At 56.9% G+C, this 23,140-nt stretch carries 16 protein-coding genes; 4 read left to right on the top strand and 12 right to left on the bottom strand.

The window, feature by feature from the left end; genetic code table 11:
- The first annotated feature begins 238 nt into the window (after positions 1 to 238).
- A complete protein-coding gene (gene lysS, locus UH5x_RS18615; RefSeq protein ID WP_482633301.1) occupies positions 239 to 1,810 on the top strand; it encodes a lysine--tRNA ligase in 1,572 nt (523 codons plus the stop codon).
- Positions 1,811 to 1,879: 69 nt separating this feature from the next.
- On the opposite strand, the gene UH5x_RS18620 is transcribed toward lysS, so the two are convergent.
- The 5 genes from UH5x_RS18620 to UH5x_RS18640 form a co-directional block, all read right to left on the bottom strand.
- Positions 1,880 to 2,098 carry a DUF5989 family protein gene (locus UH5x_RS18620; RefSeq protein ID WP_047812506.1) on the bottom strand — a complete coding sequence of 73 codons (219 nt, stop codon included), beginning with the start codon at positions 2,096 to 2,098 and terminating at the stop codon, positions 1,880 to 1,882.
- Positions 2,099 to 2,105: 7 nt separating this feature from the next.
- Positions 2,106 to 2,513: an SxtJ family membrane protein gene (locus UH5x_RS18625; RefSeq protein WP_482633302.1), complete on the bottom strand. Its 408-nt coding sequence runs from the start codon at positions 2,511 to 2,513 to the stop codon at positions 2,106 to 2,108.
- A 10-nt stretch (positions 2,514 to 2,523) separates the two neighbouring features.
- Positions 2,524 to 4,353, bottom strand: coding sequence for a carbamoyltransferase family protein (locus UH5x_RS18630; RefSeq protein WP_482633303.1), 1,830 nt, complete (start codon positions 4,351 to 4,353; stop codon positions 2,524 to 2,526).
- A gap of 259 nt (positions 4,354 to 4,612) precedes the next feature.
- Positions 4,613 to 5,983 (bottom strand): threonine synthase, encoded by a 1,371-nt coding sequence (gene thrC, locus UH5x_RS18635; RefSeq protein WP_047812509.1) that lies wholly within the window; start codon positions 5,981 to 5,983, stop codon positions 4,613 to 4,615.
- Between the two features lie 161 nt (positions 5,984 to 6,144).
- Positions 6,145 to 6,651 (bottom strand): hypothetical protein, encoded by a 507-nt coding sequence (locus tag UH5x_RS18640; RefSeq protein ID WP_482633304.1) that lies wholly within the window; start codon positions 6,649 to 6,651, stop codon positions 6,145 to 6,147.
- A gap of 274 nt (positions 6,652 to 6,925) precedes the next feature.
- Here UH5x_RS18640 and UH5x_RS18645 point away from each other — a divergent pair, with 274 nt between their 5' ends.
- The gene (locus tag UH5x_RS18645) at positions 6,926 to 8,017 is read left to right on the top strand and encodes a substrate-binding domain-containing protein (protein ID WP_047812511.1); all 1,092 of its coding nucleotides are present in this window, start codon (positions 6,926 to 6,928) and stop codon (positions 8,015 to 8,017) included.
- A 212-nt stretch (positions 8,018 to 8,229) separates the two neighbouring features.
- Positions 8,230 to 8,427, top strand: coding sequence for a hypothetical protein (locus UH5x_RS18650; protein ID WP_231845896.1), 198 nt, complete (start codon positions 8,230 to 8,232; stop codon positions 8,425 to 8,427).
- Positions 8,428 to 8,523: 96 nt separating this feature from the next.
- Here UH5x_RS18650 and UH5x_RS18655 read toward each other — a convergent pair whose 3' ends face one another.
- Complete coding sequence (locus UH5x_RS18655) at positions 8,524 to 9,282, bottom strand: metallophosphoesterase family protein (RefSeq protein ID WP_047812513.1); 759 nt, start codon at positions 9,280 to 9,282, stop codon at positions 8,524 to 8,526.
- Between the two features lie 4 nt (positions 9,283 to 9,286).
- Positions 9,287 to 10,045, bottom strand: coding sequence for a metallophosphoesterase family protein (locus UH5x_RS18660; RefSeq protein WP_047812514.1), 759 nt, complete (start codon positions 10,043 to 10,045; stop codon positions 9,287 to 9,289).
- 108 nt (positions 10,046 to 10,153) lie between these two features.
- Between UH5x_RS18660 and tsaB the strand changes: the two genes are divergently transcribed.
- On the top strand, positions 10,154 to 10,972 hold the full coding sequence (gene tsaB, locus UH5x_RS18665) for a tRNA (adenosine(37)-N6)-threonylcarbamoyltransferase complex dimerization subunit type 1 TsaB (RefSeq protein WP_482633305.1): 819 nt from the start codon (positions 10,154 to 10,156) through the stop codon (positions 10,970 to 10,972).
- Positions 10,973 to 11,040: 68 nt separating this feature from the next.
- Here tsaB and UH5x_RS18670 read toward each other — a convergent pair whose 3' ends face one another.
- From UH5x_RS18670 to UH5x_RS18690, 5 genes are all read right to left on the bottom strand, one after another.
- Positions 11,041 to 12,726: a BamA/OMP85 family outer membrane protein gene (locus tag UH5x_RS18670; protein ID WP_482633306.1), complete on the bottom strand. Its 1,686-nt coding sequence runs from the start codon at positions 12,724 to 12,726 to the stop codon at positions 11,041 to 11,043.
- The gene (locus UH5x_RS18675) at positions 12,723 to 14,174 is read right to left on the bottom strand and encodes a BamA/OMP85 family outer membrane protein (protein WP_047812517.1); all 1,452 of its coding nucleotides are present in this window, start codon (positions 14,172 to 14,174) and stop codon (positions 12,723 to 12,725) included. Before UH5x_RS18675 ends, UH5x_RS18670 begins: the two co-directional genes overlap by 4 nt.
- Before the next feature lie 274 nt (positions 14,175 to 14,448).
- A complete protein-coding gene (locus UH5x_RS18680; RefSeq protein WP_482633307.1) occupies positions 14,449 to 15,306 on the bottom strand; it encodes a hypothetical protein in 858 nt (285 codons plus the stop codon).
- Positions 15,307 to 15,442: 136 nt separating this feature from the next.
- On the bottom strand, positions 15,443 to 18,187 hold the full coding sequence (locus UH5x_RS18685; RefSeq protein ID WP_482633308.1) for a PAS domain S-box protein: 2,745 nt from the start codon (positions 18,185 to 18,187) through the stop codon (positions 15,443 to 15,445).
- Positions 18,184 to 23,010, bottom strand: a complete 4,827-nt coding sequence (locus tag UH5x_RS18690) for a CheR family methyltransferase (protein WP_482633309.1) — start codon at positions 23,008 to 23,010, stop codon at positions 18,184 to 18,186. The genes UH5x_RS18685 and UH5x_RS18690 overlap by 4 nt, the downstream gene beginning before the upstream one ends.
- Between the last annotated feature and the right edge of the window lie 130 nt (positions 23,011 to 23,140).

Below are 23,140 nucleotides of genomic sequence, written 5' to 3' on the forward strand. Positions count from 1 at the left end.
ACAAACCACCGTTTTCGCAATTTGCAAACGCGTCCAATCGCTGACGGCGGTGCCCGGCCGAATGAAGGCGAGTGGCGTCCTCCCTCCAGAGCCCGTGGCGTGCCGATGCGCTCGCGAAATTCAGTGGGCCGACGAAAACCGTCGCACTCGCAAAAAACGGCTCCCTTGCGTGAATTAGTCGGCAAATTCACAATCGTCAGCCCGATTGATTTTTTCCACCTTCGCAAGTGCATTTGCCGTGACCGCTACGCCTTCCAAAGCCGACGACCTTGATTTGACCGACCCGCACGCGGCTCGTCGGCACAAACTGGAAGAAATCACCGCCAAAGGCATCGATCCCTGGGGGCAGCGTTTTGACGACCGTTTGTTGGTCAGCGAGTGCCGCGATCGCATTCCAACGATCCTGTGGCAGCCCAAGGAAGGCGAAGCGATCGCCCTGCCCGACGTCGAAAGCGATGACGTCGATTACCGCCAATGGAAAGCCGACAATGGCCCCGGAGAGGAAATTGGGCCGATTGTTCGTGTTGCCGGGCGGATCCAACTGTCGCGGCCGACGGGCAAGTTGATCTTCATGAACATCCGCGACTGGACGGGCGACATTCAGATCTTTGTCGGCAAGAAACAGGTCGGTGATGAAAACTTCGAGTTGGCCAAGCTGTTTGACCTGGGCGATTTGATCGGTGTTCAAGGTCGACTGGGCCGCACCAACACGGGCGAGCTGACCGTGTTCGCGGAAGAAATGTTTCTGCTGACTAAAATGTTGGAAGTCCCGCCGGAAAAGCACGCCGGGATGACCAATCAAGACCTCCGTCAACGCATGCGTTATGCCGACTTGGCGTTTAACGATGGCGTGATGCAAACGTTCCTGGATCGAACCAAAATCATCAAGAGCATTCGCTCGACGCTGGATGATCAAGGGTTCTGCGAAGTCGAAGGACCCACGCTGCACACCGTTCCCGGTGGTGCCGCTGCTCGTCCGTTCGAAACGCATCACAACGCTTTGGACATGCAGTTGACCATGCGGATCGCATTGGAGTTGCACCTCAAGCGATTGATGGTCGGTGGGATGGAACGCGTTTACGAACTGGGGCGCGTCTATCGCAACGAAGGATTGTCGCCACGGCACAACCCTGAGTTCACGATGCTGGAAACCTACCAGGCGTACGGCAACTACGAATCCATGATGGATCTGACCGAGAAGATCATCTGCGACGCGATCGAAAAGATCGGCGGTGGATTCAAGCGTGAATACAACGGCACGATGTTGGACTTCACGCCGCCGTTCCAGCGTGCGACTTATGCGGAGTTGTTCCAAAAAGCCACCGGCATCGATCCCGCCGACGAAGACGCGGTCAAGGAATACGCCAAGAGTCTGAAGCTGACCATCGATGGCAAGCATCCCGACGTGATCCGCAATGAGATCTTCGAAGAGAAGGTCGAAGATTCGCTGCAAGGTCCGATCTTCGTGACCGATTACCCCGCCAGCATCTGCCCGTTGACGAAACGCAAAAAAGACAACCCCGAAATCGCTGAGCGATTCGAGATGTTCATTTGTGGGATGGAATTGGCCAACGCTTACACCGAGCTGAACGATCCCGATCTGCAAGAAGAGTTGTTCAAGACTCAGCTTGAAGGTCAGGACGACGAAGACTCGATGGCCAAGATGGACCACGACTTCGTCCGCGCGTTGCGTTATGGCATGCCGCCCGCTGGTGGGCTGGGGATCGGCATCGATCGCTTGGTGATGGTTCTGACGAACCAGAAATCCATCCGGGACGTGATCCTGTTCCCCGTGCTTCGTCCCGAGTGACTCGCTGATTGACCCACTGATTGAAAACGGGGCGACCGCTTCTCACTGGATCCAAGGTGTCTCACTGGATCAAAACAGTGTGTAAATGAACGGTGCCGCCCCGCTGCTGGCCATGATGCTGAGCAATCCCACCAGCAGCAGTGATCCGATCAGTGGGATCAGCCACCACTTCTTGTTTTCGCGCAGGAACATCGCGAACTCTCGTAGCAGGCCAATGTCCTGCTGTTCCGATTCACGCTCGAAATCGTTGGGAGGTGTGGGCTCGGAGGGTGTCTTTGGATCGGGCATGTGGAAGCTAGAACTGCTTGAAGTACTGGTCGGGCGTGGGCGTTGATTGGCGGTCATTCCAGTTGCTGGAGCGGCCTTCTTGTTGGAGGTTCAATGGGTCGTGGCCCGTCGTTCTCAACATCAGAGCGATGGGCGTCAGGACGAGAAAGTAAATCGATGCGAGCAGCAGATGGCCAACACAAAAGGCAATCGGATAGGTCGCGTGTTGCCAGCCCCGAATGATTGGTTGCTGGGATGTTGGCCAAGCATAGTAAACAGTGACGACGACGAGTCCCGTCACCAGCAAGGCGGAATTGAGCCAGTGTCCAAAGTCGCTGATTAAAAACGAAGCGATGATCAGGAGCAGGCCCAGCGATAGCCCGAACCAGCGACGCATGGACGGCGATGGGGGCGCCTGGAGATCGATTAGCGGCATGGTGTTGGGATCAATCGGGAGCCAGGTTGGAAAGGTAAGTTTGACTGGAGGCGAACGCACTCTCAGGCTGTTCCTCGCGGAGCATCAGGTGATTGCCCACCACCAAGGCGTCCATTTGGGTCGCCATGAAGCACCGGTAGGCGTCCGCCGCCGTTCGCACGATAGGTTCCCCTCGCACGTTGAAGCTGGTGTTGATCAGTGCTGGGCAGCCGGTTTGCTCATGGAATTCCTTGAGCAAGGAATGAAATCGAGGTTGACGATTTTCGCTGACGGTCTGAACTCGAGCCGAATGATCCAGGTGGGTGATGGCGGGCAAGTCACTTCTGACTTGGCGCACGCGTTGGATGCCTTCGACGGGAGTGGTTGGTTCTTTTCGGAGAGACGGCAAGACGTCAAACGTGAACAGCATGTAGGGGCTGGATGCACCCTGTTTGATCTCGAAGCAGTCGCTGGCACATTCTTCCAAAACAGAAGGAGCGAATGGTCGGAATGACTCTCGGTATTTGATCTTGAGGTTCATCGTCGACTGCATCTCTGTGTTGCGAGGGTCGCCCAAGATGCTGCGGTTTCCAAGCGATCGCGGGCCGAACTCCATGCGTCCCTGGGCCCAGCCGACCACCTTGCCGTCTGCCAGCAACCCTGCGACACGTTGGTCGAGTTCGGACGCGTGGTTGAATGTCTGAACAACGGCACCTGACCGAATCAACGAAGCAACTTCGCTGGATTCGTCGATGGGTGGCCCCAGCAAGGAACCATGCTGGGCGTCCTGAGGATTGGCTGTTCGCGAGTTCCCCAATAGTTGGTGCCAGATCAGCCAGGCGACACCCAGAGCGCCGCCGGCGTCCCCGGCCGCCGGTTGAACCCAGACGTTTTCGAACGGTCCTTCCCGCAGCAGTCGTCCGTTGGAAACGCAGTTGAGAGCAACGCCGCCGGCCAGGCAAAGTGAATCACTCTCGGTTTGACGATGGACATGGGATGCGAGTTTTAGGATCACTTCTTCCGTGACAACTTGGATGCTTGCTGCGATGTCCATGTCGACTTGTCGGACCAGGGACTCTGGGGCTCGGCGTGAGACGCCCAGCAGACGTTCCAGTTTTTTATCGGTCATTCGAAGCGTATGAGCGAACGAGAAGTAATTCATGTTCAGTTCATAGCTTCCGTCGTCGTTGACGCGAATCAATTCTTTGCGAATGACGTCCGCAAACGTCGGTTCGCCATAGGGGGCGAGCCCCATCAATTTGTATTCGCCTGAATTGACTCGGAAGCCACAGAAGTAGGTGAACGCCGAATACAGCAAGCCCAGCGAATGGGGGAATCGAATGTCTTGTTTCAGCTCGATCTTTTCTCGGGTTCCGATTCCCCAGCTGGTGGTCGTCCATTCGCCGACACCGTCCACCGTGAGGATTGCTGCTTCGTCAAATGGGCTGGGGTAAAAAGCACTCGCCGCGTGCGATTCGTGGTGTTCGCAAAACACAATCCGGCGTTTGGTTTTGCCGCCAAGATGCTTTCGAATCTCGCGAGGAAGGTGCAGTTTGAGATGCAGCCAGGGTGGCATCGCTCGGGCGAACGACGCGTAGCCGCGTGGAGCATACGCCAAGTAGGTTTCCAGCAACCTTTCAAATTTCAGCAATGGCTTTTCGTAGAACCCGACATAGTCGATGTCGGAGACGCTGGCCCCGATTGACTCCAGGCAGCCTGCCAGTGCCTCGCTGGGAAATGCCGCGTCATGCTTCTTCCTTGTGAAGCGTTCCTCGCTTGCAGCAGCGACCACCACCCCATCGTTGATCAGTGCGACGGCGGAATCGTGGTAGTAAGCAGAGACGCCAAGGATGAGTGTCATGGCAGCCGTCTAGCCAGGTCGTTTGCCCGTGAGTTGACCACTTGTTGGTGTCCCTTGTGGGGCAGATGAGTCATGTTTCCTGGCTGCGAAGCAGCGACACCAAAATAAGCGGGCAACACACATGCACCGTGTGGGCGTCCGCTCCAGTTGCACGTCGGAACCGTGCCCCACGCCAGGCGGCAAAAACGCCGCCCTGACTGCTTCGCACAAACCGTTTTTGTGCAGGCCTGCTTCAAGACAAGCTCGCCTTGCGAATGGATCAGCCGTTGTGTTGTTCCAGGCGGCGAGCGATCTCGTCTTTGACAGCGTTGGCGTCCGCGGGCAGGTGAACTGCTGGGTTGGCATGTTTGCTGTCGATGCCTTCGAGCGTTGACTCGTGATAGCCGACTTTGAAGTCGGTGAACTTCAACCCGTGAGCGGTGCTGATCACAACGGTCTTGTCTTTCGAGGAGATCTCACCTCGATCGATCAATTTTTTCAGCACAGCCAAGGCGACACCGGTGTGCGGGCACGTGAACATCCCGGTCAAGTCGGCGGACGCCGACGCTTCGGCGAGTTCGTTTTCAGTGGCTTGCTCGACAATGCCATTGGTTTCTTGGACGGCTTTGACCGCTTTGGCGTAGCTGACCGGATCGCCGATTCGAATCGCGTTGGCCAGCGTGTCTTGAGCGGTGACGCTGACTTTTTCCGCGAAGCCGTTTTTGTAAGCGGTGTAGAACGGGTTGGCGCGTTCGGCTTGGGCGGCGACCAAGCGTGGCATGCGGTTGATCAACCCCAGGTCCAGCATCAGCTTGAAACCCTTGTAGAGGGCACTGATGTTTCCGAGGTTGCCAACCGGGATGATGATCCAGTCCGGAACTTCCCATTCAAATTGGCGAACCAATTCGATGCCGACCGTTTTTTGGCCTTCGATGCGAAGGCTGTTCATCGAGTTGGCGAGGTAGATCGAATTGTCCTGCGTGACCTCTTGGACAATCTTCATGCAGCCGTCGAAGTCGGTGTCGAGTGCCAGCACGTGGGCGCCATTGGCGACGGGTTGGATCAGCTGCGCGGTGCTGACTTTTCCAGCGGGCAAGAAGATCACCGCGGGGATGCCCGCGTAGGCGGCGTAAGCGGCCAATGCCGCGCTCGTGTCACCGGTGCTGGCGCAGGCCACGGCTTTGACGCTGCTGCCTTGGGCCATCATTTGTTTGACGACGCTGACCAACACGGTCATGCCCAGGTCTTTGAAGCTGCCTGTGTGACTGTTGCCGCAGAGTTTGATCCAAAGATCGGGGACACCGAGTTGAGCTCCGAGTCGCTCGGCCCAAAACAGGTTTGTGTTTCCCTCGAACATGCTGACGATGTTCTCGTTTGCCAACGACGGAACAACCCACTCTCGCATGCCCCAGACGCCGCTGCCGAATGGCCATTTCGAAGTGCTGGCACGAGAATCGAAGAGTTGTTGCCACTGGTAGGCATTTTTTTGTTTCAGCGGTTCCCGCTCGTGATAGACCTCCAGCAGACTGCCGCAAGTGGGGCAGGTGTAGATCACATCAAAGATCGAGTGCTTTGCGCTGCAGCCTGAAATGCAACGAAAGTAGGTGGTTTGGTGGTCCACGTCCGATTTGGACTCAACGGCAAGAGACATGAGGGGATCCTGGTGCGATGGGAAACGGGGCCGACATTATGATCGCAGCCCACTCACAGGCAAAGGGCGAACCAAAAGAGGCGTGAACTTCGTTTGTCGGCCAAATTTGGGTCGCTTCGCCACCATTCCATCCCGACGATCGTTTGCTCCTGCTGCTCGTCTCAGCGGAACCCGTAGGTCGGCACGCCGTAGTAGCGTGGCACGGCATAGTAGGTTCCAGTTCCGAACTGCACCCCGCCTCCAGGGCCAACTTGCAATCCAGTTCCGCTGACCGTTCCAGGCACGAAACCATACCCATAGCTGCGGTATCCGTACCCATATCCACCGTACCCGTACCCGCCGTAACCATACCCACCGCGGTAGCCAGATCGACGAGGGGTGTTGTAGTAATAATTTGTCACTGACCCGCGATTGGAGTTGGTGCCGCTGATGCTAGCACGGCGGGCGGTGTAGTTGTTTTGAGGCAAACCGCCCCGCTGGCCGATGATGGCGCTGCCGCCACGATTGAATCCGTTGCTTTGGATTCCATACCGGTAACCTTGGGCGGACGCATCGGAGGCAAAGAAAAACGCTCCCAGACCGGCGACAGCCAGCGCCACCAAGCCTGTCGAAGCCCAAGCGGGCAGGTGACGTTTCGTGGAACTCAGTGTTTTGAGAGGCGTGTTCATGTGGCACCTGAAGGGTTTGTTGGGAGGAGAGGTCGGGAAGTGTTTGCGGCGGGATCCATTGAATTTTATGCGTTCGCAAACTCGAAGTCCTGGGATCAAAATGTCTGATTGCGCCACCTTCTCCGCCAAACCTTTGGCTCAAAGGGCTTCATTTCGCGCGGGTTTCATTCCAGTTTCGGGCCTGCGTTGTGCCTCAGCGTCGTCCCATGGAAGCCGAACGACTTTGCTAAACTAGGGCGTTTCTTCTTCTGGTTCTCTTGCTTGAATGGTCGTTATGGCTCGCTGTTGGTTGGGATGTCTCGGTTTGGTTCTGCTACTTGGATGCAGCAAATCTGGTTCCAGTTCCTCGGAACAATCGCAATCCGGCCCTGAAACGGTGGGACAGGCTTCGGTGGATGCCTCCGGTTTTCCGCGTCAGTGCGGCAACTACACGGTGCTGGGGATTCTGACCGACAATCAGGACAATTCGAAAGCCAAAGAGAATGCCGAAACGACGTTGTTGCGGCATCCAAATGTCGGGTGCTTGGTTGGGCTCTGGAGCCAAAACACGCCGATGATTTTGGCGGGGCTTCGGAGCAGCGACGCGGTCGGAAAAGTTTCGGTGGTCGGTTTCGATGAGCACCCGGACACTTTGGCTGGTATCCGCGATCAGTCCGTCTTTGGCACGGTGGTGCAGCAACCCTATGCGTTTGGGTATCGCAGTGTGCAGTGGCTGACGACGCTGGTGAAAGGCGGGCAAGTCGATGTGCCTGAGTCAGGGATGATCATCATTCCTCACCGGTCGATCACCCTCGACAATGTCAATGAGTTCGCGGCGGACGTGGACGCGATGAAATCCGGTGAAGGCCCGATTTTGTCCGGTGAGGAGAAGATCGATGGGGCGGGGGTTCGTGTCGCTTACATCACCAATTCATTGGACCCGTTTTGGACGCTGGCCGATGCGGGCTGCAAACGAGCGGCGGAGCAGTTTGGTTGTGAGGTCGATGTGCAGATGCCTTCTTCCGGTTCCATCGAAGAGCAAAAGCGATTCTTGGAATCCAACGTGGCCGCGAACGTGGATGGGATCGCAATCAGCCCGATCGATCCCGAGAACCAAGTGGCGATGATCAACGAGGCGTGCCAAGCCACGACGGTGATTTGCCAAGACAGCGATGCGCCAGCCTCACGCCGGAAATTCTACCTGGGCACCAGCAACTACTTGGCTGGACGGGCGGCCGGCAAATTGATTCAAGAGGCCATTCCCGAGGGTGGCGAAGTGATGCTGTTCGTTGGCAAGATGGAAGTCCTCAACGCTCAAGAACGCAGCCAGGGCATCATGGACGAACTCGCGGGGAAACCAATTCCAGCGATCTTGCAAGGCAATTGAGTCGGTGAAGATCGCCGCATGAAAGTGAGGCGATGAGCCGGTGCGACCCGTAAAATCGGAATCAATGGTGAGGGCTTCGGAGGTTCAGTCGCGTTTCCATGGCCCCGCCAGGAGGATTGCGGTGGGGGGGCCGAAAGGTGACGTAGGTTTGCGTGTCGAGCGAGGGTGTGCCTGGTTCGATGCGACGTGCAAACCTTTTTGCGAGTTTGATCATGAGTGCCATTCCACCCGCCGTGCAGCAGGTCCTGCAAGCCCGCCAAGACGCGACCCAGACGCAGATTGATGTGGCGCTGCTGGGACAGAATCTGGACGTGCAGCGGCAGACCGGCGACGCGATTGTGCAGATGATTTCCGAAGTCGTTGACGTGCAAAAGCAACTCGCCAGCGGTCACATCGACGTCCGCGTCTAACGCGTCGATGAACGGATCCATTCCTGCAATGGATCGGAAGTGGGTCGAGCGTCGACCCAGCCAAGCGGGAACCCTGTCTCGGCCACTCGTTTTTTCTCAGCGACCTTCGCGAAGCCGATAGCCCAGGAAATTGTCCAGCTCGGCTTCTTTCTCGATGGCTTGGACGGTTCGTTCGATGTCGTATTCGACTCGGCGAAACATCACCAAATCCGGTTCCACAATCGCGTAGCAACTGCGAGGGTCGCCATCACGTGGTTGGCCCACACTGCCGACGTTGATCATCAGTTTCGAATTGGGATCGGCCAGTGAGTACCCCGTGCCGGTGTCCGCCGGGCGGACGAAGCGTTGTTCCATCGTGAACACACCCGGAACATGCGTGTGGCCTTGGAAGCAAACTCGCGGGACCAGCGAAAATAGCTTTTCCATCTTCTTGGTGTTCTGGGCGTCTTCCGGGAAGACGTATTCGTTGGTTGGTCCACGTGGCGAACCATGGACAAACAACCAGTGATCTTCGCGAACGGTTCGCGGCAACGCACACAGGTATTCGATCCGTTTGCGGCTGGCGCCTGGATCGTCACCGGTTGCTTCGAGTTGGCTGCGGGTCCAGAAAATCGCTTGCTCGGCCGCGACGTTGAATCCTTCGGGGTCGAACAGAGAACTGCTGTCGTGGTTCCCGAGGACACAGAAATCGAACCCCATCACGATGTCCAGGCACGCACAGGGTTCGGGGCCGTAGCCGACCACGTCGCCCAAACAGACGATGCGATCGACCTTTTGAGCCTCGACATCGGCCAGAACGGCTTCGAGCGCGGAGAGGTTTCCGTGAATGTCGCTAAGAATGGCTGTGCGTGTCACCCGATCAATGTCCTCGTTTCAGCCGATCGCCCAGGGCATCGTCCAGATCGGGTTGTGCGTAAATCTTTTGAGCCGTCTTCTCGAAATCGTATTCCACTCGGCGGTAGGTCAACGTTTGGGCGTCGGTGTCCAAGATGGCGTAGCACGATTGGTTGTTTTCGTCTCGCGGTTGGCCAACGCTGCCGACGTTGATCATCAGTTTGTTGTTGCCCAGAGCGTACGTGTGATCGCACTCGTCCGGCGTGACGAATTCGCACTCGGTGGTGAACACACCCGGCAAATGCGTGTGCCCCATGAAGCAGTACTTGTCGATTTTCCCGAACAAGATTTCCATCTTGCGAGCATCATACATGTACTCGGGGAAGACGTATTCGTTCGTCGGGTCGCGGGGCGAGCCGTGGACAAATTTGAAATCGCCGTCATCGATGAATCGCGGCAACTCACCCAGGAAGTCCCAGCGAGCGTTCATCTGAGCGGGACCGCCTTTGCCGCTGTCCAATTCGTCGCGGGTCCAGTAGATCGCCCGCAGAGCCATCGGGTTGAACCCGTCAGGATCAAACAGTGCTGCCTGATCGTGGTTGCCCAGGATGGTGTGTTTGCATCGCCGCATCACCAGATCCAAGCACTCACACGGGTTGGGACCATATCCAATGATATCGCCCAGGCATATGACTTCTTGGACCCCGACCTTGTCGATGTCTTCCAGAACCGCTTGCAGCGCTTCAAGGTTCCCGTGGATGTCGCTGATCAACGCTCGCTTCACAAAATTCCTCGGTCACCTCACCTGGATGCTTAACCTGCCGAGTGTCATTGTAGTCTGGACCAATTTTGCACGACAATCCCACGCAATTCACTCTTCGAGTTCTCGATCATGGACCCCCAGACCGAATTTGGCAGCCCACGACCAGTCATTGGATTGGCTCTGGAAGTCATCGGTCGCGAAGGATCGGTGGCTTTGATTGAGGGGGGCAAGGTCGTCCAGACGCTGGAATTGCCGAGCGATGTGCGGGCCACCGCATCGTTGACTCCGGCTCTGCAAACGTTGTTGCAGGCGATCCATCCAGGCGAAAAACGTCCTGAGGCCGTCTCGACGGGCAGCGGTTTTCGCGCCCCTGCAACTCGACCGGACTACATCGCGGTTGCCGATGGCCCTGGATCGTTCACCGGCCTGCGCATTGCCGCAGCCACCGCGAAAACATTGGCGTATGCCTGGGGAATTCCCGTGGTGACGTTGGATTCTCTGTCTGTTTTGGCGGCCGCCGTGCTGCCAGCCAATTCCTCCGAAAAAGATTCCACGCCGGCTGAGTGGCCAGCACCCGGGCAGCGATTGTTGGTCGGGCTGGATGCCTATCGCGGCCAAACGTTTGTGGGATGGTTTCGGGAACAGGACTCAGGCTGGGTTTCCGAGGGACCGGTTGAGCTGCTGGATCGAGCCCACTGGCTAGAAACGGTGGAATCAGCTGCTCCAGGCATTTGGGCCACTGGAGACGCGATGAAGAACAGGTTGCCGGCGGACCATTTGAAGCCCGTCGTTCAGCAGCAAACGTTGGCGTCCGCGGTCGCGAGGCTGGCCAATCAAAAGTATTTGGCGGGGCAGACGACCGATCCGATGGACGTGTTGCCCAAATACTTTCGGCCCAGCGCGGCCGAAGAAAAGGTCGCCGCCAACCAATCCGGATCGGCGAAGTAGTCCGCTGGCGAGACCACAGAGGTCTCGCCGTTCGGATTTCGAACCGAACCGGCGATGTCAGGCCCTGATCAGCGGATCGCACTCATGTAGAAACTGAACATTCGCTCGTCGTCCGTGTCGGCCATCGCAACTGGGAATGCAAAGTCGAACGCCAGCGGAGCGGGACCGAGCATCGGGATCGCGACACGCAGACCAAAGCCAGGAGCGACACGGAAGTTATCGGTGTCAATCTCGATGTCCTGTTCGACCGTTCCAAAGTCAACAAAGGCAACGCCGCGAAAAGCGTCGTCGGCGGTCAGCGGGAACATGTATTCGACCGAGTTCAACCATTGGAACTGACCCCCGACTTCCACGCCGTTGATGACGGGGCTGGCACCCCGGAAATCGAAACCGCGAATCGTCGCGTAACCACCGGCAAAGTAGTTTTCGAAGATCGGTGTTTCGTCGCCGCTGAAGCCAAGTTGGACACTGTAAGAAAGGGTTTGCTTCCCCGAGCCATCGGCTCGTTCGCGAAGCAACCAGTACTTGCGGTATTCGGCTTCGAAGGTGGAGTACTCGTAGTCGCCAAAGGTTTGTTCGAAACTCAATTCAAAGTAGTGACCGCGACTGGGTTGCAATGGGCTGTTGCGAGTGTCGTGGATCAGTGATGCCATGCCACTGAACAGAGCGTTGTCGCCGAGGGCCGAATTCAGTTCGGGCACAGTGTTGACTCGTGGGTCAGTGATCTCGACATTTTGTCCGCCGACGCCAAGCGAAATCGAAAGGTCGGGGGTCACGCGATAACCAAAGCTGGCTCGGCCGCCGAGGCGGTTTTCGTCCCAGTCGTCAAAGTTGCGATCGTACAAGAACCCACTCAGCGACATGCTAATGGGCAAGTAACCCAGCAGGTTGGGGTCCGCGAACTGAGCGGTGTACCGTTGATAATCACTCCCGGGAGCGGCTTCCAATCGAAACGTTTGGCCAGCACCACGGAAGGCGGTTCCGCTGAACAGGTCGCCAAAGGAGGTCGGCCAGCGACTGATGTCAAAGTTGCGTTCATCCACGGTGATCTGGCCGGTGACGCCGGCGTCACTGTTGACCGCACCGCCGAACATCAGGCGACCCGTGCGAGCGGGGTAACCTTGAATGATCAGGTCGGCCTCCCGAACGGTGGGTTGATTGACAACCGGAGGTGCCAAGCTGGGTGACGATGGAAAGCTGCCCTGCAAAGGACCGGGTAGAGTTCCGCCTTGGTAAACGTCACCTTGGTAGGTTTGGCCTTGGTAAGTTTGCCCCTGATAGGCGCCGTTGGGATAGGCCGCCGGCGGAGCTGCAACGTTTCCGCCATAAGTCGGCGCGGCGTAGGGGTTGGCTGCCGTGGGGGCAGGTGTGACTGTCGCGGGAGCAGTCGTTCCGGGTGCGCCGTAGGCGGACGGGCCGCCATAGACCGATTGGCCGTAGGTCGAATTGGTCGGCGCCGCTGTTGTGCCCTGCAACGAAGGTGGTGCTCCGTAGGCGGACGGTGGCGGCGGAGCTGGATAGTCCGTTTGTGCGGAGCTAGGCGACGACGACACGAGGCTGGACGACAATGCCAGCAACGCGGACGCGGAGACGCGAGTCCACAGCGCGCGGTGGATGTCATCGAGCCAACGCGTTGCTGCGCGATGCTTCGACGTGGCCGAAGGATCCGATTCAGAAGATTGGGTCACAGCACGCATCCATGACTTGAAGCGGGACTTGAGCGGGAGTGAATTCAGTGGGGTCTTGGAGTTCATCTCAACGATTCCTCCAATGGCTTCACGATGATGTCCGGCGGGGCGGCGATCGTGGGATTGGTTTCGAGCAGTTGGCTGCGTTCGATCCGGTTACGCCCGGTTTCTAAGTCGCGACGATCGATGTAATCACCTTCTCGCATCTCGATCAGGTTCAACATCGTGGTTTCTCGCATCAGGTGAGGTTCCCCGTCGATTTCGACGCGGATGCTGTTCACCTTCCAGCGATCGCCTTCTGTGATTTCGAACACCAAGTCGACGATGCCGTTTTCATCTCGCATGATCGTCTTGGGGTTGACCTCGGCGTAGATGAATCCAAGTTCGCCGTAGCCGTAGACGATCTCACCGATGTCTTTTCGCATCTTGGTGCCGCTGAATACATCATTGGCTTTCAGTTCCAGACGTCGTCGCAGTGATTCTTCGGTGATGAATTCGTTGCCGACAATTTGAATGTCGCCGATGCTGAAACGTGGGCCTTCGTTGACGACGAACACGATTGTCATCCACTTGCCGGTTCGGTCGTATTCGATCCGACGTCCGACGGTCGCGGTCAGGAATCCAAGGTTGTGATAGTAGGACGCCAACACATCGACATCGGCGTCGATCTTTTTCATGTCCGCGACGTTGCCGATGTAGCTCATGATGCCCATCATGGGGCCACGGCTTTGAATGATTTTTTTCAACCGCGATTCGCTGACGATGGAAGCCCCTTCGATGCGAATGTCTCGGATGCGTTCTTTCGGGCCTTCGTTGATTCGAAAGACGACCGCGTTGGGATCACCGGGCAGTCCGATGGACGCAATGATCGCGGCTTGGTTGAAGCCCTCTTCGTGGTAGTAGTCGATCAAACGGCGCTTGCCGGTTTCGATCGCGAATTCGCTGAGCGGGTCACCCGCGGTGATTCCCGAACGCCCCGACAGTTCGCGGTCGTTCATTCCGTAGTCGCCGTGATAGATGACCTGCGAAACCATCGCTCGTTCCCGAACGTAGAACGTGACCAGAACGCTTTTCTGGGGTGCACTGCCGTTCGAACCGGGAGTTGCCGTGAGGCGTTCCTCGGCTTCGAAGGTGACGTGATCGAAGGATCCCATGTCGTTCAGTCGACCAACATCAGAAAGAACGGTATCTTCACTGTAAAAGCGACCTTTGCGGGTTTGAATTTCCGCCAGAATGTCTGTGGTCCGGATGACTTGGTTGCCGACCAGCCGAACTTCGGCCACGACTGCGTCGCCCGCTTCGCGACGCAGTGCCATGCCGTCGCGGTTGTGAATGTGATCACTGAATTTGGGTTTGGTTGCGGCGGCGGGTGCTTGAGCTTGGCCTCCACCCATGCCGCCACCACCCATTTGGGCGTGAAGATGGTTGGATGAGAAGGCAATCGCCAAGCAGCAAACAAAACACGCTAGAAAGCGGTGCTTCGAAGTATCGCAGCGGTAGAATCGAAACGGCATGAGCAGCCATATCCGTGGCACGAGAAACAGGATCTTCCCGTCTCTACCAATGCTTCCGCGGGTGCCACAAGGCGAATACGACTCTCCCCTCGAACTTCAATCAAGTTTGCAAAATGGTTGATTTTGCGGAGGAACAAGTGATTGGCCGATGGGAGCCGTTTCGGCGCGATTTCCGCCCAAACACAGTCGTGGCAGCGGTCGTGAAACAGGTCAGTTTCCTGCTCGCGTTTCACAAGGGAAGGCTTGCCGCTGAATGGTTCCTACCGCGATGGCGTCAGGGAGCACCGTGTTCAATCAACTTTTGCTGAAACGTCTCAAAGAAGCTGCGATCCTTGGCGTACTGGTCTGGATCGATCTGGTTTTTGAAGTCATCCAAGTAGTCGATCCAGCGTTTGGTCTCCTCGACGAAGGAGTATTCCGGGTCCGCCATGGGATTGACCCAGTCCGGATCCCCTGGTTCACGTTGCCCCGTGATCTGGCCGTCGCCGTTGACGAGGAAATTCGCAGTCAGCACGGGAAGCTTCATCCGCAACTCGTGAACCGCACGTTCGCCCCAGGACATGCCGGCAGTCGCTTCCTCCCACGCCTGCGTCGCTTCGGGCGATGTCGTGCTATCAGGGAACCGAAGCCCGTTGGCTTTGCCTGATTGCGTGATCCCATCGCGGTTGAGGTCCACCTGGGCAGCGGGAGGGATCAAAAGGTTGAGCGCCCCTTCCTCACTTAGCGAATCGACCTGGATCGGATCAGCCAAGCGATGGATGGTTTGGACCGTTTCCAGTTCGTCGGCCGGCAATCCACGCAGGAAGTCTTTTGGCGAGGCGTAGCCGCCTTCGTCGTAAGCCTGGGACATCACGCCAGCGTACGACTCACCCAGAGCCGCGGCGTCCTCTTGGCCGCGATAACGCCCGAGTTGCTCGACGCGATACCACTGGGTCCACGATTGCTGAATCTGAGAATCCAGCGGCGTTTCAGTGGAGACCGGTTCAGCGCTGGCGTATCCCTCGCGTCCGAAGTTCTCCAGCACTTCGCTGAAGACGCTTTGCACGTTTTCGTTGGCAGTTCGGCGATGATCATCCAGTGTCGTCACACCGGATTGGGTCGTCACACCGGATTGGCGAGTGTCGATTCGCACTTGAGGTTTCGCTCCATGCAAGCAGGACGTTCCTCCCGCTTATCGACCGGTGTCCATGTTCAAGTTTGATGGTTCAGGACGAATTTTCGGAGATTGTCGGCTGGGGTGACCCACCGTGATTCGCTGCAAGAGCAAATCAAGTGGTCAGGCGGGCGATCATTTGGATCAACTTCTGTTGATCGAGCGGCTTGGTGGTGTAGTCGGTGCATCCCGCGGCCAAGCACTCTTCGCGATCGCTTTTCATGGCATTGGCGGTCAGGGCGATGATCGGCAGTTTGCAATCGCGCCGCCGGAGTTCCGTGGTGGCTTCGTAGCCGTCCATGATCGGCATCTGCATGTCCATGACGATCAAATCCACCGGTGGTGAATCGGGCGACTCGATGAACTCAATGGCTTCCTGCCCGTTGGTGGCGGTGTAGACCGTGCTGCCCGCTTTCTCAATGAAGTGCTGGGCCAAGTATCGGATGTCGCGTCGATCATCGACGACCAGCACATTGGCCGACAACCGGACCTCGGGGGCTGGTGTCTCTTGCGCAGGCAGGCTGTTCAGGTTGGGTTGGATCAATTTCCCGCTGGCGTCGACCTTCAGGCACAGTGTGAATCGACTGCCCTTGCCAGGTTGACTGGAGACATCGATTTGCCCACCCAAGGCTTGGGACAATCGACGACAGATCGTCAGTCCCAACCCGGTGCCACCATGCGAACGCGTGGAGGTGCTGTCGACTTGTGTGAACGGTTCAAACAGCGAATCCAGTTTCTCCGACGGAATGCCCACCCCGGTGTCGATCACATCAAAGTTCAGCAGTTTGGATCGTTGGTCGTAGCGGATGTTCAGTCGCACTTCACCGTCGTTGGTGAATTTGATCGCGTTGCCGACCAGGTTCAAGAGGATTTGACGCAACCGGACCGCGTCGGTGCGAATGGTTTCTGGGATCGGGCCAGCGAACTCGACTTTCAGCGGCAGGTCTTTTTCCGCGGCGCGAACATCCATCAGCGAACGAATGTCACCCACGATCGTGTCGGGCCGGACCGGTTGCTTCTGCAGATCCATCTTGCCAGCATCAATCTTGGACAAATCCAAGATGTCGTTGATGATTGCCAGCAGGAAATTTCCATTGCGACGGATGGTTTCCACCACCAACAAATTGTCGGGGTCTTTCAGGTGGTCGTTCAGAATGTCGGCATGCCCGAGGATCGCTGACATGGGCGTTCGGATTTCATGCGACATGTTGGCGAGGAATTCGCCGCGAGATCGATTGGCCATCTCCGCCGATCGCTTGGCGCGTTGCAGCGATTGCTCAAAGATTTTTCGGTCGGTGATGTCTTGCACCGTGCCCACTCGCCGAACAACACGACGACTCCGTTGGATGCCCTCGCGAAAGGTGCATCCCGTGTCGATGAGCCAGCGAGTCTCTCCATCAGGACGATTGATTCGAAACTCGATGGAGTGCTGGTCGGGGCCGTCCGGCAACATGGAATGACGCAGTGTTTGCCGGAATCGTTGCCGATCATCGGGATGCACCAACGACGCATAGCGGTTTTCGTCCGCGGCCCCGTCCGCGGGCAAGCCGAGGATCCGGAACAATTCATCGGACCAAATGTTCTGCGAGTCGGTGGTGGTGATGTCGTAGGTGCCAAAGCCGGTCGTTTCCGCGGCCAAACGCAGGCGGCTTTCACTGGCCTCGATGTCGGCGGCCCGCTGCCGCAGCGATGTTTCGGCCACTTGGCGATCGTGAACATCGATCACACTTCCGATGTAGCCTTCAAATTGTCCTTGGGAATTGAACTTGGGACGCCCGGCATCGATGGCCCATCGGTAGTCGCCGTTGACGGTCCGTAGTCGGAAGTCATGTTCGAAAGGGTCACGGCGTTCGAAAGCGGAGAGGATGATCCGATGGGCGTCCTCACGGTCATCGGGGTGAACCATGTCGAGCCAGCCAATTCCCAAGCCGTCGGATTGAGATTGTCCGGTGTAGTCTTGCCAGCCTCGAGAGAGAAATGTGCAGGAATGGTCGGCGCCGGTGACCCACAGCATCGCCGGGGCCGCGTCCGTCATCTCGCGAAAATATTGTTCGCGGCGTCGGATCGATTCCGCGACTTGCTCGTGTTCGGTGGCGTCGTAGAAATAGCAAACCACTCCGAAGCATCCGTCGGGCAGCGTCGTTCGCTCGATTTGCCACTCATAGGATTCGGCTTGGTCCGTGTCATGACGATTTTCAACGAACGCCGGCGCTTGATAGGGTTCACCGGTTTCCAGCGTGTGTTGAAAGAGCCTCATGATCTCGGTGGCAAACTCCTTTCGCCAAATCGTGAACATGATCGTTTCGAGATCGTGCCCTTCGATGGGATCAAATTGAGTGAAGTGCTCCCGTGCACCCTTGCTGATGTAACGCATCTTCAAGTCGGTGTCGACGACGTAGATGCCAAAGGGACTGTTCTGCACCAGGTTCTCAAACGTCTCTTGGGATCGTTTGAGGAAGTCTTCTTCCTGCTTTTTGTGAGTGATGTCGACGGCCGCCAGAAGTGACGAAACCGGAGTTCGTTGGCCGTCTCGCTCCTCAAAGATGACTTTTTTCCGAATGCTCAGCCAACGCACGTCTCCGTTGTCATGGATGATGCGATGTTCCATTGAGAATTCCCCCACACCATTGGGATCCATCGACTCGGCGAGATGCTCGTTGATCGCGACCGCATCATCGGGGTGGAACTTCGAATGAACTGTTTCCCGGTCGACCTGCACACCCGGGGGCAAGTCAAACAGTCGTGCGGCTTGCTGATCAGCCGAGGCGAGTTGGGTGTCGTAGTCCATGTGGATGACACCCATCGAGGACATCGACAATGCCAGACGCAGTTGCTGTTCGGTGGTGGTGAGTTCGCTCATGTCAATTTGCTGACCAGCTGAATCAGTTTGGCAGCATCAATGGGTTTACTGAGGTAGTCGTTGCAACCTGCTTCCAGGCACAGGTTCATGTCGCCCTGCATCGCGTCTGCGGTCAAGGCGATGATCGGCCCTTCGTAGCCGAGTTCTCGGAGCTTTTTCGCGGTGGCGTACCCGTCCAGTGTTGGCATTTGCATGTCCAGAATGATGACATCCGGGCAATGTTCCTCGTTCATGCACTCGACGATTTTATGGACGGCTTGCAGGCCGTCCTCGCATTCGTCGACTGTGGCACCTGCTTTGGTCAGGATACGCCGGCTCAAAAAACGAATGTCGCGGCGGTCATCCACCACCAACGCGTAACAATTCAGTTCGATGGGATGCCCGTCCGGGGCTTCAGGAACATTGTCTTGATAGGCAATGGGTTCTGAGTGGTCCACCATGGGGACACCGGTCAACTCGCCAGGGGAAACAATCAGCGTGAATGTGCTGCCGACTCCCATGTCGCTTTCGAACGTGATGTTGCCGCCCAGCATTTCTGCCAATCGCTGGCTGATCGTCAATCCAAGCCCGGTTCCACCGAACGTCCGGCTGACGCTGGAATCGCCTTGCGAGAAAGGCTGGAACAAATGGTTTTGTTGTTCTGTTGCGATCCCGATCCCCGTGTCGATCACGTCGATGCACAAGCGATCGGGATCGGAATCCATCCGCACCACCAATCGCACGCTTCCCTCGTGGGTGAATTTGATCGCGTTGCCAACCAAATTGATCAGAACTTGTTTGAGGCGTTTGGAATCGGATTGAATCGATGCGGGGATGTGCTCATTGTATTCGACGGTCAATTCGAGCCCGGCTTCTTTGGCTCGGACTTCCATGATGCTGCGAACATCTTCGATCAACCGGCCTGGATCAAAGCGTTCGTTTTCGACATCCAGTTTGCCAGCTTCGATTTTGGAAAGGTCCAAGATGTCATTGATGATGTCCAGCAAGTAGTCGCCATTTCGCCGAATCGTTTGCAGATGCTGGCGAGCTTCGCTGTCCTCCACCACATCGTGCAGCAAATCGGCGTAGCCAAGGATGGCGGTCATCGGGGTGCGAATTTCATGCGACATGTTCGCCAGGAAAGCGCTCTTGGAAGCACTGGCTTCATTCGCGCGTCGCTCGCTTTCTCGCAGCGTTTCTGCTTGCACGTGCTCTTGGGTGGAATCCCAATTGACACCGTGCATCCGAGTGACCTGGCCGGATTTCGAACGCACGATCTCCCCCATTCCGGTGATCCAACGCAACTCCCCATCGGGGCGTTGGATGCGGAACTCAAATTCGTAGTCGTGTTTGCCTTGGATCGCACCTCGCCAATGTTGTTTCAACCCCTCCGTGTCGTCAGGGTGAACGAGTGAAAACAAAAGTTCGGAACTGGCTTGTTGGTCTGCTGAAACACCCAGCAGTTCGTACAGCTCTTTTGTCCAATAGCTTTTCGTTGGCGTCCATTCCCACGCGGCCATGCCTCCCGCCCGAAGTGCCATTTGCATCCGCCGGGAAGCGTTTTTCATGGCCCGTTCTGCTTTTTTACGATCGCGAATGTCGACGCCCGATGGAATCAGGTACTCGATGTTTCCATTGTCATCGAATACAGGTGCAACCATGAAGTCGATCATCACGCCATCATCACCGTGGGCGAACAAGGACACGTCGTAGCGCACCGGTTCACCCTGGAAGGCTCGCTTCATTGCCTCTCGAATCTGCTGAGCGACATCCGGGTCGTAGCTCCACCACGGAGCCTCGTGGAACGGTTTGCCAATCACGTCCGTGCGGTTGACTTTCGCGTGTTCCAGCGACCGGTCATCGATTTCCAACAGCAATCCGTTGCGATCGATCACCCCCACCAATCCCAGTTGGTTGTTGATCACGCGGCGCAGGTGAGCCTCACGATGAACCAATTCCAACCGGCTTTGTTTTTGATCGTGGATGTCGATGTTCATCCCCACCCAACGATGCACGGTTCCATCGGGGCGGTGTTGAGGAGCGGTCCGAACTTGGAACCAGCGGTAATCGCCATTTCGGTTTCGCAGACGATATTCCATCACCAGCGGGCGTCCCTTTTCGACCGCGTCGACCCAGACCTTCTGTGTCAGTTCCCGGTCGTCGGGATGGATCGCGTCCAGCCATCCAAAACCAGACCATTCCTCCATGGTTTGTCCGGTGTATTCACGCCAGCTCGTTGAGTCGGATTCGACCACACCTTTGGCATCGGCGATCCAGACGATCTGGGCCGAGGCACGGACCAACGATTGGAACAGCTCTTCGCTTTCTCGCAGCTGCGTGACATCGGTGAAGGTGAGCACAATCCCATCGTGATCGCCTGTGTGGGAGCGATACGGCAGCACACGACGGATGAATGCTTGGCCGGATTGAGCAACAATGGTGTGCTCGACGCCGTCTTCTTGGATCAATTGTTCCCAACTGGGAAGCGGTGGCATGACGCTCACATTGGGAACGATTTGCGTGAGTGGACGCCCCACATCGGTCGCGATCAGACCATAGATCTCTGTCGCCGCAGGTGTGAAGCTTCGGATCGACAAATCGTCATCCAAAAAGATGGTTGCAATGCGTGTGCTTCGCAGCAGGTTCTGCAAGTCCGCATTGGCACGGGCGACCGCCTCACTGCTGCTGCGGATTTCTTCTTTGGAGACCTCCAGTTTTTCGTTGGCGGTTTGCAGCCCTTGGTTCATCACCAGGAGTTCGTCGTTGGACGACTTCAGCTCCTCATTGGTAGCCTCCATTTCTTGCATCGACCGATCGAGGTCTTCCCGGGTGGCCGCGAGCTCTCGCTGGAGTTGTTCGATCAATCGTTGGGCGTCTTTCTCCGAGGTTTCCGGCGGATCTGAGCCGTCGGTTGACCCTTCCAAGTCCGAAGCGGGAGGGCTCCGATCCTGGAAGGCCACCATGAACAACTCGGTTTCGTGCCCCAATTGCATCATGGGTTGAATGGTCAGCTTCACCCTTTGTTGGCCGCCCTCGCAGGCGACCGACAGATCATCGCGGACAACCCGTCGACGATTGCTCTTGGCCTCCGCGAAGGCGCTGCGGAGTCCAACTCGCAGACTAGCAGGAGCGATCTTGATCAGGTTCTTTTGCAGCAACCCGCCGTCACTGGACAGATACGGGTTGGTCTCTGACAAGGAGCAAACGACTTGCCCGTCAAAGTCAACGACCACTGCCTTGGGGGCAAACTCATCCAGGATGATCCGCTGCAGAACCTGGTGGATTTCTTGGGTGTCCTCTTCGCCTGGAAGGATTGCCGCCGGTCGGGCAACTTCGATTGCGCTGAGGAAACCTCGTGAGTCTTCCGCCGCCGTGACCGTTTCGGTTCCTTTGCGTCGGTTGATTCGATGATTGGCGTTCACGCCATCAAACAGTTCGCCGTGCGAGGAAATGGATTCACTCGGACCAAGGAAGAGGTACCCGTTGGGACGCAAAGCATAGTGAAAAAGGGGGATCAGTTTTTTCTGCAGGTGCGGACCCAAATAGATCAGCAAATTCCGACAGGAGATCAAGTCTTGACGCGAGAAAGGTGGGTCGCTGATCAGGTTGTGCAGCGAGAAGAGAATCGACTCACGCAGATTCCTTTTCGCGTGATAGCGTTTGCCACGCTGGACGAAGAACTGTTTCAGTCGGTCTTCCGAAATGTGCTCGCTGATCCCAAGCGGATAGACTCCTTGTCGCGCGATAGCCAACGCACGCTCGTCGATGTCGCTGGCGATGATTTGAAACGTCGGCAGGGATTCTTTGGAGAGGGTGCCACCTTGCTGTGTTTGCAATTGGTCAACGTATTCATGGCACAGGATCGCCAGGGTGTAGGCTTCCTCTCCCGTCGCGCATCCCGGCACCCAAATGCGAACTGGGTCGCTGGCAGTGCGCCCTTCGAAGATCGGAGGGATCACTTCGGCTGCCAACTTCGCGAACGATTCGGGATCGCGGAAAAATGCCGTGATCCCAATCAGCAATTCGCGAAACAGGTTCTGCGATTCTTCCTGGTCGTCCCGCATTCGGTTCAAGTAAGCCGCGACATCGGGGATCTGCAGGACTTGCATCCGCCGCAAGATTCGTCGGGTCAGCGTGCCCGTCTTGTAGTGTTTGAAATTGTGCTTGGTCTCCTGATACAGAATATCCGCAACTTCGGGGATTGCCTGTTCGATCTGTTCCAGCAGCGATCCGCTCACCCGTTCGTCCGAGTGTTGTTTCAGATAGCGAACGTAGTCCTTGAGTTGATCAGCGATCTTTGCTGGGGAGAGAACATGATCGGCCACACCGGTGATCGCCGCGTTTCTCGGCATCGAATCAAATTTTGAAGATTCGGAAGTTTGGGCAAACGTCATTCCCCCTGCGTCACTGATGGTTTTCAACCCCAGCGTGCCATCCGTGCCCGTCCCAGACAAAACGACTCCAACGCCTCGCGCTCCTCGCGTTTCCGCAATGGAATGAAAGAAATGGTCGATTGGCGTCGCAAAGGATTCTTCGGTGGTCTGTTTCAGCAACAACCGGGAACCACTGCTGATGGTGAGCAGGCTGTTGGGGGGGCAGAGGTAAACCGTGTTCGGTTTGAGAAGTTTGCGAGACTTCAGTTCGACGATTTGCAATGGCGTCGCACTCGCCAATTCACCAGCCTGGTGTGAATGCAATTCCGATGGATCATCGGCGACGAACACCACCGCCAGATCAGGTGAGTCACCCAATGACGTCAAGAATTCTCGCAATGCTTCCATCCCGCCGGCGCCAGCACCCACGCCGACAACCAGTGGTTTGGATTCCAGTGGTGGATCGCTCAACAGAAATGTCTCTCCCGACCCGCGACCACCGTCGGCAGGTAGTTCGGTCTTGGGTCGGTGGGGGTGGTTGGCATGGCTTCGTTTCGATGAGATTCAGAGGTCATCGAAACCTCTTCAACAACCTCGCTAG

The organism is Rhodopirellula sp. UH5 (genome assembly GCF_056839225.1).